This is a genomic window from Gracilibacillus saliphilus (assembly GCF_010994085.1).
Classification (GTDB): Bacteria; Bacillota; Bacilli; order Bacillales; family Amphibacillaceae; genus Gracilibacillus; species Gracilibacillus lacisalsi.
Genome location: NZ_WJEB01000004.1, coordinates 134,296 through 149,606, shown reverse-complemented (window position 1 = coordinate 149,606; position 15,311 = coordinate 134,296). Strand labels below are relative to the sequence as shown.

Genomic DNA, 15,311 nt, shown 5'->3' with positions numbered 1-15,311 from the left:
CTCTGTAATTCCTCACAGTTATAATTTGCAGAAATACCTCTGTAATTATGCATGGGGAAGACATTGAAAAAGGTGAGAGCATATACTCTCACCTTAATGGTAATTACTTATTTTTTTCTGGACCAAACAATTCATCACCAGTTTCAATCGCAGGGCGTGGAGGCTCTTCCATATTGTAACCTAGGAAAAAGCCGGTATGTGGTGGCTGATTATAGGCAACATTTTGCCATGCGATTGAAAGACGGTAAACAGGGTCATGCATTAACGTATATATTTTTTCTTCTGTTATATCAGTCGTCGTGTATAGGCGTAATTCTTCGCTGTCAGCTGATGGCCAGATCACTTCTTCACGCCAGTCACCAACTAAATCTGCTTGTAAAGTTGGATTCCCTTTTGTCCAGTTGTTTGTGCGTGTTCCTTCTGGGGTTAATAAATTAACGAGCTCTTCCTTTTCATAATCCCACTTATCAATTCGACCGACTCCGTGTGGATCAGTGTTTGAGTCGAAATCATGATCTAGCAATTCACGGCCAAGGTCACCATCCCACCAGATAGCATGGTTAACTGATCTTGGTGTGTTTTCAGAAATTAATTCACCATCTGCTGCATGAAGTCCATTACCGGCACTTCCATCCCAAGCACCAGATGCCCAGAATTCCGCACCATCATAGCGAGGATCGATATCTGCTGCAAGTCCTCGACCTACGTCTGTTCGAAGGTCTACACCAAACAGTTTTTCCCCACTTGCTGCATCCCGTATGCCGTAACCAATCGGAATGGAACTATCTTCATGAACCTGAAAGATTTCAAGTCCTGGGCGATTTGGATTTAAATCACTAACATGTAGCGCATCACCATGTCCCCAGCCAGTTGTATGAAGGCCGGTACCATCGTGATCAATAACGGCTGCACCGTAGATAATTTCGTCATTTCCGTCTTGATCAACATCTGCTACCGAAAGGCTGTGATTTCCTTGTCCGGCATAGTCTTGATTACCTTCATCATCACTATCAAAAATCCATTCTTGGGTTAGTTCACCATCACGCCAGTTGTAAGCAACAAGTACGGAACGGGTATAGTAACCACGTGCCATTACAATGCTTGGACGTTCCCCATCAAGATAGGCAACACCTGCAAGGAAGCGGTCAGCACGGTTTCCATAGTTATCTCCCCAATCATTAAGGTTGCCACGAGCAGGAGTATAGTCAGTAGTTGTCAATTCTTTGCCTGTTTCCCCTTCAAATACGGTGAGATATTCAGGACCTTCTAAAATATAGCCACTGCTATTTCGCCAATCAGCCTCAGGATCTCCAATCACATTCCCTTCGCCATCGACGGTACCATCACCAGTTTTTAACACAACTTCTGATTTGCCATTGCCATCAAAGTCGTATACAAGGAACTGGGTATAATGAGCACCAGCTCGAATGTTATGTCCAAGATCTAGTCGCCATAGTTTGGTGCCATCTAATTTATAAGCGTCAAGGTAGACATTGCCGGTATAACCAGAACGGGAATTGTCTTGTGAATTGGACGGGTCCCATTTTAAAATAATTTCATATTCACCGTCTCCGTCAAGGTCACCAACACTAGCATCATTGGCACTATACGTATAATCGACTCCATCTGGTGTTGTACCACCTTCAGGCTTATCTAATGCAATACTTAAATAGTTCTCAGACCATACGTTAACTTCTTTGGTAATTTTATCACCACTGCCTTTAATGATTTTCACTTGATAGGTAGAATCTGCCGTTCCATCCTCATCCAAAAAGTTGGTACTGTTTTCAATTGGTTTCTTGTTTACTTTTTTGCCGTCTCGGAACAAATTGAATTTGACGTCTTTCGGGTCGGTGCCAAGCATCCTCCATCCGACATAAACACCATCGTCTGATTCAACTGCCACTAATGCGCGATCCAGTTGTTCCATCTGACGTTTTTTGACTTCAGTTACCGGGGATTCTGTGGTGTTCGATGGATTTGAAATACCACCTTCATTTACAGCACGAACCTGATAATAGTAGTTGTTATACGTTAAAATCGTGTCATCGGTAAAGTTGGTATCTGAAGTAATGCCGATTCTTTCAAATTCGACAGCACCATCTGGATAATCATCTGGGTTAAAATTAGCACGATACACATAATACAGGCTAGCATTATCGACAGCATCCCAGTTTAATGTGATGTTATCAAGCTCAGCATTGCTTACAGACAAATTACTTGGAGGCTGTGGTTTTTCCGCATCCTCATTGACAATCGGAGCAGATACTTCATTACTTTTCTCTGATTCGATACCTGATGAATGCACAAGTGTTACGGCATACGTGTAACTGTAGCCTAATTCTACAGTAGTATCGGTATAGCTTGCCTCTGTGGTTTCATCTATTTTCTCGAAGTCTTCCTCATTTTCTCCTTTGCGATAAATATTATAATGATTAGCGTTTGGATCACTTTGCCATGACAAAGCTACTTCACTATTTGCAGCATAGGAAATAGAGTCTACTGTCAGACTGTCAATCTGAGTCATAGAAACAATCTCCAAACCATTAATTCGCCCATTTTCTCCGATATCAATGGTTAGTTTTCCATCGGTAATCGTTACATCGGTTGTTAACTCGGCATATTCACCACCATTTGATGTTATATTGCCATAATCCTCACCATTAATGATAAAACTAGAACGGTTGAAGGCGATATCATCACCGGCAATAATACGTACGAAATAGTCTCCGTTTGGTATGTCGAGGATAAAAGAGTAATCAGAGCCAATTACGAAATCACGGCGCATGTCATCCGGGTTACCACGATCACGGTTATCAACCGTATCACTTAATCCATAACCTCTTTCTTCCTCATAAAGTAAGGTATTGGCCACCTGTGTGTAGCCATCCGCAACAGGGCTATCGGCTGAGCCAAAGTCAAATAAGTAACCATCAGTTGTTTCTGCCTCAAGAGAATTTGTTAGATTGGTTGGAAGTAGACTAATCACTAATACTGTAATCAGGACGATGGAAATTTTCTTCATCAAAAGAAAAAACCTCCTATTTTTTGGATTGGTTTAGATTACTTTATGTTGGGTTCTATGCGTTAGTGAGGAAAAAGTACTTATCACCACCTTTATTGGATTTTTAGTGGGTCCATAAGTCATAGGTCTAATTAATGACAACGCTTACATTTTTCTGCAGAAATAAATTAGTGCGTGAACTTCAATCAAGTATCCGGATTTCTTGATTACGTTTTAGATTAGAGAAGTAGAATAGATTCGTCAAGCGAACCTCTGATTTTTATATAAAAACCTCTGATATTTGGTGATTATTTATAAAAGGGTATAATAAAACTCCAACATATTTTGTTTATGTTGGAGTTTTATTATATCGAATCGACTCAATTAGCAGCTGAAGTCTTGATGAAAAGCCATCTCCGGCATCTGGCGTGTGTTCGTACTGTATAACAAGTACATTGTCTTCGATTTGATAAACATAATAACCTTGTGCCAAATTGGAAACAGGATGGGAGCCGTGCTGTGTTAAGCCGGGATATGGATTACCGTCTTCTGTTGACTCACTGATTTCACTTACATCTTCTAATTCTTCTAGATACTGTTCTTGAAGTTCATTAGCCATACTTTCTATTGTTTCTTGTTCTTCCACGTATATTTGAATAGATACATATTTATCCTCTTCGTCATGGTATCTTACTGTATTCTTTTCGATAACATACTTATTATATAATTCGTCAACCTGATATTCAATACCATATGGCTCCATGCGATAATTGTATACAGTTGTTTCTTCTTCCGTTCCCTCGACCGAGATCGTTCGCGCTTCTTCACCTAATTGATCTACTTTAAATTCCTGTTGACTAACTCCTTCACCACTATGGTCATCTTGTTCGGGTGTTTCCTCCTCTACTCGTCCTGAAATATCGGCATCCGGATCTTCGACACCTAATCCTTCCATATCATTAGGGTCTTTTGCACCCTCTCCAGCATTACCAATTTCTTCGTTTTGCTCGTTATCACCAGCAGGGAGCGTGATTTGATTATTATTGATCAGTGTATATACTGTAACACTGCAAGCCAACAAAGCAGCAGCAGTAGATAGCCAGATGAAGGTGTGCTTTGCCTTTGATCGTGAACGCTTTTTCTTGGCATGTTGTTGAAGAGCCTTTTTCATCGAATCTTTCTTTTCTGGATCTAACTGGGCATTTGTTTTCAATTCTTTAAGCTCCTTTATTAATTCGTCTTCGTTATGACTCATAATAAACCTCCTTCACTTGCAGTTTTAAAGCCTTCAAAGCACGGTGGAATGTCACCCTTACCTTCGAATCAGACCATTTTAAAATATTTGCAGTTTCGGTTACAGATAGCTCCTCGATTCCGCGAAGGATAACAACATCCCGGTAATCCTGCTTGAGTTTTGTGATTGCCTTGTGCAGTTCCAGCTTTTTTTCAGTCAAAAGGTGTTTATCCTCAGGAGATATGTCGATTTTATATTCATAGGTTTTAATCAGTTTGCGCCAATCTTGTCGGTTTTGTTTTCTTGCTTCATCTATCGCTAAATTACGTGCAATGGAAAATAACCAGGTTTTAGGACTGGAATCTCCCTTGAAAGAATCATATCGATTGATTGCTTTAATGAAGACCTCTTGTACTAAATCTTCGACATCTGACGTGGACGTATAGTAGACCAGAAATCGATAGATATCATCAGCATAGGCATCAAACCAATCGGTAATTAACTCTTCATCCATTTCGTGACCTCCCTGTTTGTCTGTCTTTGGTTGTTCTTTACTTATTAGACGACGTTTATACGAAAACATTACACTTTGCGCATTAAAAAAGAAAGGTTCTTATGTAAAGAACCTTTCTTGTAAGGAATATTTAATGTGCCGGTTTAATCCACTTCTCGGTAATTTTATGGCTGATGAGAAATCCAGGTACTAAAAGAATCATCACAACTAATGAGCCAGCAATCGTGTTGACCGTTAAAATACCGCCCATGTAGTAATGGTAGAAAAGCAGAATATTATAGGGAAGAATCAGCAATATTGTTGTCCAGACACCTGGAGTGTAACACCTTAAAAACAATGATTGTAATGGGTGAGTAAACATATTTAAAGCAAAAAAGAGGTTTACCCCTAAAAATATAAAATAATGTTCTGTTATGACAGAGATTAATATAAAGATAGAGATAATAACAGAAAACACAAAAACAACGACAGAAAACTGAGAGGATGTAATGTCTTTATACCGGTTGAGCTCCGCTTGAGCAAATGCTGGAATCTTCTTTTTAACCCGAGGGTAAGTTTTTTTAAACCAGCTTTCGATCATGATAATTTCTTCCAGATTATGAAGCATAAATATGATTAAAAAAGACACGATCCATGTTTGGATATCCATCCTTTTCCCCCTACATCATTTTTAATACTTTATGACATGTCTCATGTCAGTCTTATATGAGTTAATATTTTAATTATACTAGCTATTTACACAAAATTCCAGTGAATAATATTACTTATCTAGCCTTCCTATAAAAAGTTGGTTGTTTAGATCGTTCAAGAGTGGTATCAGCATTTTGTTAAAAATTCACACCCGTGATATGATATGTGAAGCGAAATAGATAGAGTAGGAGCGTTTATCTTGAATACACAAAAAATAGTTAAAACGTCAATGGAAACAATCCAGTGGTTTATCTTTCTTCTAGCGAGTTCAGTTGCTTTACCAATTGTAATAGGTGGCATATTTGAAATGAGCTTTGCTGAAATAGCTGGACTGATGCAACGGACTTTTTTTGTAGTAGGACTTGCATCATTTCTGCAAAGTATCATTGGACATAAAATGCCGATCATGGAAGGACCAGCCGGGATTTGGATTAGTATTTTTTCGGTAATGGCCGTTACCGGCTTGCAAAATGGTAGATCACTTGATGGAACGCTTCAGTTATTACAAACAACGATGATATTGACTGGCATATTTTTGTTTATATTCGGTATCTTTAAGATTTCTCAATTCATTTTACCTATCTTTACACCACTTGTTACAGGAACTTTTTTCTTCCTGTTAACGGTGCAGTTAAGTGGCACCTTTTTGGAAGGAATGCTCGGTTTGCAAGGTGAATCGAGCAATATTCAAGTTAAAGAAGCATTGATTGCTACGTTTATCTTCTTAGTAGTTTTAGGTCTATCCTTTTTTGCTAAAGGATGGTTGAAAAATTATTCAATGTTCATTGGGATATTGATTGGATGGATCATTTTTATTCTCGTCGAAGGAGAAGCACCCGCTATTGGGGATGTACAGCTATTTGCATTGCCAGACGTGTTCGCTTTTGGTATGCCAAGCTTTAATATTAGCGTGATTCCGATTTCATTGCTAATCGCAGTGATCTTACTTTCGAATATGATTGCATCGGTAGTTGCGGTTGATCAAGTATTAGGAAATGAAGGGAAGGACCGCCGTAAGGAAATTAATCATGGGACTGCGGTTTTTGGAATCAATCACGGCTTATCAGGAGTTTTCTCCTCGATTGCTAATGTGCCGTTGTCCACTTCTGCTGGATTTATTGGATTAACAGGGCAAAAACGAAAAGCACCGTTTATCTATGCATCTTTTTTGTTAATGTTGTTTGCCTTTTTCCCTCCTATAGTTGCTTTTATCTCGGCGATTCCGGCACCTATTGCAAATGCAGCGTTAATGGCCTCCTTTGTCCAGCTTGTTGGCTTGGCGATACGCAATGTCACGATCCAGCCATTGGATAACAGAAGAATGACAATCTTAGGAGTTGCTTATCTGATCGGAATGGGGACCATGTTTCTACCACCAGAGGTGTTTTCTGAATTTCCGTTACTTATACAGAACATTATGAGTAATGGTCTCCTAGTAGGGACAGCACTTGTTATCATTCTTGAGCAATTATGGCGCGAGTAGAAGGGAAAAGGACGGGACTACCTCTATGTATTTGTTTTTTATTGCTAATTGTTTCGTGAAAGTGTTGGGGTACCAAACGTTGATAAAATCCACTGAGAGAATTCTTACTTTAACAGGGAGCGTGTTGTTATGTTTAGAGACATTCATCATATTGCGGTAATCTGCTCTGATTACCAGGTTTCGAAAGATTTCTATGTTAATAAGTTAGGACTATCGATCATAAAAGAGGTATACAGGGAAGAACGTAATTCTTATAAACTAGATTTGGCTTTACATGATAGATATGTGATGGAGCTCTTTTCTTTTCCGGATCCACCGGAGCGCCCTAGCTTTCCAGAGGCATGTGGATTAAGACATCTCGCTTTTTCGGTGGAGGATGTAGAAGAGACTGCAGCAGTTCTCGAAGAAAAGGGGATACCAGTAGAAAAAATAAGAGTAGATCCAATCACAAATAAACGCTTCACTTTTTTTCAAGATCCGGATCAGTTACCTATTGAGATTTATGAATGTTAGCGAGAAAACGCATTGCTTTAGTGATGTGAGGTGGATGAGGTATAATATATAATGTATCTCGTAAAGATACAAACTGGATAATAAGGAGCGGTCATATGAAGTTTCTTTCACGAATATTTCGCAGGAAAAATTGTGGTGTTTGTGGGAAGAAGCCTGTTAAACCAAGTTTTTACTACAATGACAAGGATGAAAAAATCCCGGTTTGTTATAAATGTGTAGAATATGCAGAACGAAGAGCATATCGAAAAGCGTAGAGTAAGCTGCTCAACGTTTTTAAAGTAACCTTTACAAGGAGGATTAATATGAAAGGAATTATAGCAGAAAAACCAGGTGGAGCAGAACAATTAATTTATGTAGAAATGCCTGAGCCGACATTAGAACCTGGTGACTTATTAATTGATGTCCGCGCTACAGCGGTAAATCGAACAGATATTTTAAATCGTGAAGGCAGATTAGGTTATGCTAATAATCCGATTATAGGTGTAGAGGTAGCTGGTGAAGTTGCAGAATCTAACGGTCATCCAGATTTTAAAAAAGGTGACAGAGTCATGGGATTAGTGAATGGTGGCGGATATGCTGAGAAAGTAGCTATGCCAGCAGACCGAGCTATGAAGATGCCTGATGCCTTAAGTTTTGAAGAGGCAGCTGCAATTCCAGAAGTATTTTTAACAGCTTATCAAACCTTATATTGGATCGCTAATTTACAAGAAGCTGAAACTGTTTTGATTCATGCAGGAGCAAGTGGAGTAGGCACAGCTGCCATTCAATTAGCTAAAGTGATGTCCAATGCACAAATAATTACAACGGCAGGTTCAAAAGAGAAATTGGACTATTGCCACAAATTAGGTGCTGATACAGTGATTAATTATAAGGAACAGGATTTTGCTGAGGAAGTATTACAAGCAACTAACCAAAAGGGTGTCGATGTAATCCTTGATTTTGTGGGAGCAAGCTATTGGGAGAAAAATTACAAGAGTATTGCTGTCGATGGCAGATGGGTATTGATTGGTGTACTGGGCGGTAGTACAGTAAATCAGGTGAGCCTGATGGATATAATGGCAAAAAGAATTCAATTAACAGGGACATTACTGACGCCAAGAAGTGACGAATATAAAGCAGAACTAAGCAAAGATTTTATTAGCAAGGCATTCACCTATTTTGAACAGGGAAAAGTCCGACCAGTAGTCGACATTACTTTTCCAATTACTGAAGCTGCTGAGGCTCATCAATATATGGAGGCGAACAAAAATATTGGTAAAATCACTTTGAAAGTCTGAGTTATAGGACGAATTTGAGCCACAAGTATTTTTTATTATTTGTGCTTGCATATCATGGAAAAATGTGAAAAATAGATTAGTGAAGTGAATGACAGATAAAAAAGTTCCGATTATCGGAACTTTTTTGTATTAGGTCAGAAAGATCAAAATTGTAATCATTGGCTTCGATAAATGTTTATCAGGGAAACCTAGCATTATTTTATATATGCATTTCCCTGACAGTTTCATGTAACTGTTTTTTGATTTTATATTTATATCTCAGTATCAATGGTTGCGTTTTCATTTTTAGTGTTGTATTCTAATAAAGAAAACGATTGCACTATCTTTATTAAAAATAAGTGCAATATTTTTTGGAACAATTACGCAAACGTTTTCGCAAAGTGGCATTAGTTTTGCGCGGATAATGCACGAAAAAGAGGAGGAATGATTGGTTGGCTAATAAAAGAACAAGAAAACCGTTAGTGCTTTTGATGGTGGTAGTTATGTTTTTTAGTTTATTTACTGGATTTGCTCCGAGTCAGTCACTTCAAGCAGAGGGAAATGATTCAGACTCCATTGAGGATGGTCACTTGCGTATTCATTATGATTATGCTGATTATGAACTTAACAACATTGGTGTTTGGTTATGGGGAGATGTAACAACTCCATCAGACAAGGCAAATGAATGGCCGAATGGGACTTGGTTTGCAGATGGTGGAACAGATGAATATGGTGCGTATGTAGATGTTGAAATCAAACAAGATGCAGCCAACATTGGACTTGTCGTGAATAACCGAGCAGGTGAAAACCTGACAGATGATATCTCGATTGATATTTTATCCGAGCAAATGAACGAGGTATGGCTTACAACTGATGGTCAAGTGTACTTTTATGAGCCGGAAGATTTAGAAGAAAATGTATTAAGGGTTCATTTTGCTACAGATGCAGACTCCCATGAACCATGGGGAGTATGGACTTGGGGGGGCGTAATCGATGCGTCGGAAACATGGCCAACGGATGCTCAGCCTTTTTTAGATCAACAAATCGGACCATATGGAGCATATGTTGATATTCCACTGATAGAAGACCCTGGTTCTATTGGCTTTCTGCTTGTGAAAAGGAATGATTCGGGTGAGCAGACTACCGATATGAGCTTTGATGATCTGGACAATCATCGTCAAATTTTCTTAAAAGAAGGTGTCGAAGGATATTTTACTAATCCTTATTATGCCTCGACAGAAGAGGTGGAAGAGGAACCGGAAGAAAGTGAGGGGGAACATGATATCAGCGTAGAAGGCTCGGTAAATCGTGATTTTACGTATAATGAACATGCGGTGCTTTCGCTAGACATAACCAATCATTCAGAGAAAGAAATCGACTCTATATATGCAGATACAACAGCTTTAGGTGGTGAGGAACGTCTTACGATTTCACCAGCGTTAAACGAGGTCACTTTATCTGTCCGGCACGATGTCGAACCTGGTGAAAAAATAATCCCAGTAACAGTAGTGGACGAAGATGGTGGTGTTTATCAAACAGAAGTAACTGCTACAGTTAATGAACGAGATGTTTCAACAAGTAATCTCGATTGGGATGAATCAGTCATCTATTTTATGTTAACAGATCGTTTTTATGACGGTAATCAAGCCAATAATGACCCTTATGGTTTAAACTATGACAGTTATGATAATGATCGTGGGACCTATCAGGGTGGCGACTTTAAAGGAGTTATGGATAAGTTAGATTACTTAGAGGATTTAGGTGTTAATACCATTTGGATTACACCGATTGTAGAAAATATTGGATATGATGTGAATTATAATACGTCTGAAGGATCCTATTTCGGATACCACGGTTACTGGGCGAAAAACTTTGAGGAATTAAATCCACATCTTGGAACAATAGAAGAATTTCATGCACTTATAGACGCAGCTGCTGATCGAGATATGAAGATTATGGCAGATGTTGTATTAAACCATCCTGGTTATGGCTTAAAAGAATCGTTAACAAATGCGCCTCCTGGCTATCCAACTGATGATGACCGAGCTCGTTTTGATGGAATGTTACGTGATCGTTCCGGTTCCGGTGATGAAAAAATGGAGTTATCTGGATTACCGGATTTCAAAACAGAAGAAGTGCAAGTTCGTGAACAGCTTGTCGAATGGCAAAAGAATTGGATTTCAAAATCTACAACAGCAAACGGGAATTCATTAGCCTATTATCGTGTTGATACGGTGAAGCATGTCGATGGTACAACATGGCAGCATTTCCGTAATGAATTAACCAAGGAAAAGCCGGATTTTCAACTGATAGGCGAAGCGTGGGGAGCGGGTCAACACGATGATCAAGGTTATCTTCGTTCCGGAATGATGGATTCCCTATTAGACTTTGAATTCAAAGGAACAGCTACCGATTTTGTTAATGGTAATCTGGAAAGTGCCAACGAAACACTTATCGCAAGAAATCAAACGATTGATAACACTGCGATGCTTGGTCAATTTCTGGGTAGTCATGATGAAGACGGCTTCTTATACAACCTTGGAGGTGACGAAGGGAAATTCAAGGTTGCAGCATCTTTACAGATGACAGCAAAAGGACAGCCAGTTATCTATTATGGTGAAGAATTAGGTCAATCAGGTGCGAATAACTGGCCGGAATATGACAATAGGTATAATTTAAATTGGGAAAGTGTCGAAGGCAATCAAATATTAGCTCACTATCAATCGCTTTTATCCTTCCGGGAGGATTATTCTGATATTTTTGCAAAAGGAACACGACAGAAAGTAACGGGTTCTGATCAGGAACAATTCCTCGTTTTTGAACGTGCTTACCAAGGTGACAATATCTATGTCGGTTTAAATGTTGCGGATAAATCACAAAGCGTAACCCTAAAAGTAGATCAAGCATCAACAACCATAACAGATCATTATCAAGATAAAACATATCAAACGACAGAAAACAATGCAGGCGAATTTGTGATTACAGTAGATATCCCTCCTATCGATGATGGCGGCACGATTTTGCTAACTGTCAACAATGGCAATATTCTTTCTGGTGAAGCAGCGGAAGAACCAAGCGGACAGCCAGAAACGGAGGAAATACCAGAGGGGCATTTACGTGTCCATTTCCCGGGAAATAACGAAAGTTTTGCCGAATTAGGATTATGGGTTTGGGAAGATGTAGCAACCACATCAGAAGATAGAGGAGCATGGCCTAATGGAGCTTTTCCATTTGAAGAGGAAAAGCAAACAAAATATGGTCGATTTGTGGATGTGGAATTAGCAGAGAACGCAGAACAAGTAGGAATGCTTATTAATCATACAAATGGTGACAATCTATCTGGTGATATCATGGTTGACATTCTTTCACCGGATATGAACCAGGTTTGGATTACAGAGGATTATCAAGTTTTTTATTATGAACCTCTTGATAATCAAGGGGAGATTCGTGTGAATTTCTATCAGGAGGAAGGTTCTTATCAGGATCTTGGCCTTTGGACGTGGGGAGATGTTACCCAGCCTACAGATAATTGGCCAGATGTTGCCCATTCTTTATCCGATCAACAAATAGGAATGAAAGGATCTTATGTAGATCTTCCCTTAATAGAGAAGCCGAGTCAAATCAGCTTCCTTTTCTTAAATAAAGAAACCGATTGGCAGTCTGAAGATTTTACGTTTGAAGATTTGGCTGATCATAGTCAGATCTTTGTCCGAAAAGGCGATAATACCGTCTATACGAATCCTTACTTTGTTAAAGAAGAAGGATTGGTACATGCAGAGGTATTGTCAGACCAAAAAATAGAACTCAGATTTACATCTTTAGCTGGGTTATCAGAAGAAGTTCTAGCTGAGAATTTAGAAGTGAAAGACATAGAGAATTCCGAGGTACCGGTAGAGTCGATCAATATTGCTGAAGAGGACAACCTTGTGACCGTCAACGGGGATTTTGATCTGGGAAAGGCACCTTTTACGATCACACATCAGAACGATAGTGTCATTGCATCGATCGGCTGGCGCTTAAAAGATGAAATGTATGGTTATGATGGTGAGTTAGGCTTAGAAGTTCATGATCAAACCAATGTGAGTTTGAGAGTTTGGTCACCGAGTGCAGATCAAGTCTCTGTTGTCCTTTACGATAAAGACGATCCGAAGCAAATTGTAAAAGATGATATCGAGATGACACGTGGTGAAAAAGGAATATGGGAAGTAGAGTTAAACCAAGACAATACACATTTAGGTAACTTAATCGGTTACTATTACCATTTTGCTATCGAACGAGATGATGAAACTGTTTTAACATTGGATCCATATGCAAAGTCCATGGCAGCATGGAATAGCAGCGATTCGGATAGTGGTGTTGGTAAAGCTGCCATTGTAGATCCAAGCGCTATCGGACCAGAATTGGACTATGCGGATATTGAAGGATATGAGAAAAGGGAAGATGCAATCATTTATGAAATCCATGTCCGTGACTTTACTTCCGATCCAAGTATCGATGAAGAACTAGAGTCTAAGTTCGGAACATTTGCTTCCTTTGTCGAAAAGCTGGATTATATCGAAGAACTCGGTGTCACTCATATTCAACTCCTGCCTGTCATGAATTATTACTTTGCTAATGAATTAGATAAAGATCAACGACTACTAGACTATTCTTCAGAAAATAATAACTATAACTGGGGATATGACCCGCACAGCTATTTCTCTTTGTCTGGTATGTATTCTGAAGACCCGGCAGACCCGGAAAAGAGAATAGAAGAATTCAAGCTGCTCATTGACGAGATTCATAGCCGTGGAATGGGAGTTATACTAGATGTCGTTTACAACCATACAGCACAAGTTCATATATTCGAAGATTTAGAACCAAATTATTATCATTTTATGAATGCAGATGGAACACCGCGGGAAAGCTTTGGTGGCGGCCGCTTAGGTACCACCCATAAAATGGCTAGACGAATTTTAGTTGATTCGATCAGCTATTGGGTGGAAGAATTTAAAGTAGATGGCTTCCGTTTCGACATGATGGGGGATCATGATGCAGAGAGTATTCAAATCGCATATGATGAAGCTCAAGCACTTAACCCGAATATTTTGATGATTGGGGAAGGTTGGAGAACGTTTGCTGGAGACGAAAACTACCCGGATGTTCAACCTGCTGATCAAGATTGGATGCAAGATACCAATAGTGTGGCATCCTTCTCAGATGAATTCCGTAATGAATTGAAATCTGGCTTTGGCAGTGAAGGACAACCACGTTTTCTCACTGGCGGAGCACGACAGATACAAACAATTTTTAACAATCTAACAGCAAATCCAGCTAATTTCATCGCTGATGATCCAGGGGATGTTGTGCCTTATATTGCAGCACATGATAATTTAACCTTACATGATGTCATTGCCCAATCGATAAAAAAAGACCCGAAAGATCATGCCGAAGAGATCCATAGTCGTATTCGGTTGGGGAATCTGATGGTTTTAACTTCACAGGGGACACCTTTCATTCATGCTGGACAGGAGTATGGACGCACCAAACAGTTCCGACATGAAGATTACCAAAAAGAAGTAGAAGAGCCGCCATACAAATCAACATTCTTAACAAGTGAAAATGGTGAGCCTTTTGAATATCCGTATTTTATTCATGATTCCTATGATTCGACAGATGCGATCAATAATTTCGAATGGGAAAAGGCGACAAATCAAAAAGCATATCCAATTGAGACGACAACAGTAGCTTATACGAAAGGTTTAATCGAATTGCGTCGTTCAACAGATGCATTTCGTCATGCGACAATGGAAGAGGTTCGTGATAATGTGTCACTGGTCAAAGCTCCGGAAATAGCGGAGGAAGACTTGGTAATTGGATACCGTGTCGATGATTCAAGTGGGGAAGAAACGTATTATGTTTTTGTTAATGCAGATAGTGAGGATCGACACCTTACATTGGCAGAAGATCTTACAGCAGGTGAAGTGATTGTCGATCGTGCTCAGGCAGGAACAACGACTATTACTGATCCAGAAGGAGTATCTGTTAGTGAAGATAGTATTAAACTCGCTCCATTAACTTCAACAGTAATACGAATTACCAATCAAGAAGAACCGCCAACCGAAACAGATCAAGGGAATCATGCTGATGGAAATGGATCTAATGGTGAGTCGAATTCTTCAGAACCTGAAAGAGGTGAGGAATCAGCTGAGGATTCTGGTGATGTAGATCGCTCGGGATTACCAGACACAGCAACTAGCACATATAACTATCTTCTTTTCGGACTAATTCTACTTATGTGTGCGATAGGGATCCTAATTTATAAACGGAAAAAAGACTAGATCGTTAATTTACATGCTAAAAGATTAAAAAAGTGTAGCAAAAAAGGATGCGAGAAATGCCAGAATGGCAGCTCGCATCTTTTTGAAAAGGAAAGCATTTAACTAGCTCTGATAAATGTCGTAGAAAACAATTCAGCGGAGGCCGCCACTTCATCCTGTGGGAAACGTTTGAACTGAAGATCCACTTTTTTGAGCGGTTGTTGCTTGAAAAAGTTAGCTGAAGGACAGGATAAACCCCATGGAAAGGATAGTGGGCAACCGGAGCGATGGTTATACGTTCTATATAAGTCATAATGG

8 protein-coding genes are annotated in these 15,311 nt (G+C 39.4%); 4 read left to right on the top strand and 4 right to left on the bottom strand.

What is annotated here, in order from left to right; all coding sequences use genetic code 11:
• Positions 1-103: 103 nt before the first annotated feature.
• The 4 genes from GHT08_RS22380 to GHT08_RS06995 form a co-directional block, all read right to left on the bottom strand.
• Positions 104-3,025: a rhamnogalacturonan lyase family protein gene (locus tag GHT08_RS22380; RefSeq protein ID WP_163580859.1), complete on the bottom strand. Its 2,922-nt coding sequence runs from the start codon at positions 3,023-3,025 to the stop codon at positions 104-106.
• Between the two features lie 328 nt (positions 3,026-3,353).
• Positions 3,354-4,259 (bottom strand): hypothetical protein, encoded by a 906-nt coding sequence (locus GHT08_RS07005; protein ID WP_163580724.1) that lies wholly within the window; start codon positions 4,257-4,259, stop codon positions 3,354-3,356.
• The gene (locus tag GHT08_RS07000; protein ID WP_163580723.1) at positions 4,249-4,752 is read right to left on the bottom strand and encodes an RNA polymerase sigma factor; all 504 of its coding nucleotides are present in this window, start codon (positions 4,750-4,752) and stop codon (positions 4,249-4,251) included. Before GHT08_RS07000 ends, GHT08_RS07005 begins: the two co-directional genes overlap by 11 nt.
• A gap of 130 nt (positions 4,753-4,882) precedes the next feature.
• Positions 4,883-5,401 (bottom strand): HXXEE domain-containing protein, encoded by a 519-nt coding sequence (locus GHT08_RS06995; protein ID WP_163580722.1) that lies wholly within the window; start codon positions 5,399-5,401, stop codon positions 4,883-4,885.
• 240 nt (positions 5,402-5,641) lie between these two features.
• Between GHT08_RS06995 and GHT08_RS06990 the strand changes: the two genes are divergently transcribed.
• The 4 genes from GHT08_RS06990 (at position 5,642) to GHT08_RS06975 (ending at position 15,014) form a co-directional block, all read left to right on the top strand.
• Entirely contained in the window at positions 5,642-6,925 is a 1,284-nt protein-coding gene (locus GHT08_RS06990) for a purine/pyrimidine permease (protein WP_163580721.1), read from the top strand.
• Between the two features lie 129 nt (positions 6,926-7,054).
• Positions 7,055-7,438 (top strand): SMU1112c/YaeR family gloxylase I-like metalloprotein, encoded by a 384-nt coding sequence (gloA2, locus tag GHT08_RS06985; RefSeq protein WP_163580720.1) that lies wholly within the window; start codon positions 7,055-7,057, stop codon positions 7,436-7,438.
• 302 nt (positions 7,439-7,740) lie between these two features.
• Positions 7,741-8,715: an NAD(P)H-quinone oxidoreductase gene (locus tag GHT08_RS06980; RefSeq protein ID WP_163580719.1), complete on the top strand. Its 975-nt coding sequence runs from the start codon at positions 7,741-7,743 to the stop codon at positions 8,713-8,715.
• A 431-nt stretch (positions 8,716-9,146) separates the two neighbouring features.
• Complete coding sequence (locus tag GHT08_RS06975; RefSeq protein WP_238343516.1) at positions 9,147-15,014, top strand: pullulanase; 5,868 nt, start codon at positions 9,147-9,149, stop codon at positions 15,012-15,014.
• Positions 15,015-15,311 lie beyond the last annotated feature (297 nt).

Bases quoted from the DNA above. Each gene is read 5' to 3' on its own strand.
- GHT08_RS06995 (WP_163580722.1), bottom strand. From the start codon at position 5,401: ATGGATATCCAAACATGGATCGTGTCTTTTTTAATCATATTTATGCTT.
- GHT08_RS06980 (WP_163580719.1), top strand. From the start codon at position 7,741: ATGAAAGGAATTATAGCAGAAAAACCAGGTGGAGCAGAACAATTAATT.
- GHT08_RS07005 (WP_163580724.1), bottom strand. From the start codon at position 4,259: ATGAGTCATAACGAAGACGAATTAATAAAGGAGCTTAAAGAATTGAAA.
- GHT08_RS22380 (WP_163580859.1), bottom strand. From the start codon at position 3,025: ATGAAGAAAATTTCCATCGTCCTGATTACAGTATTAGTGATTAGTCTA.
- GHT08_RS07000 (WP_163580723.1), bottom strand. From the start codon at position 4,752: ATGGATGAAGAGTTAATTACCGATTGGTTTGATGCCTATGCTGATGAT.
- gloA2 (WP_163580720.1), top strand. From the start codon at position 7,055: ATGTTTAGAGACATTCATCATATTGCGGTAATCTGCTCTGATTACCAG.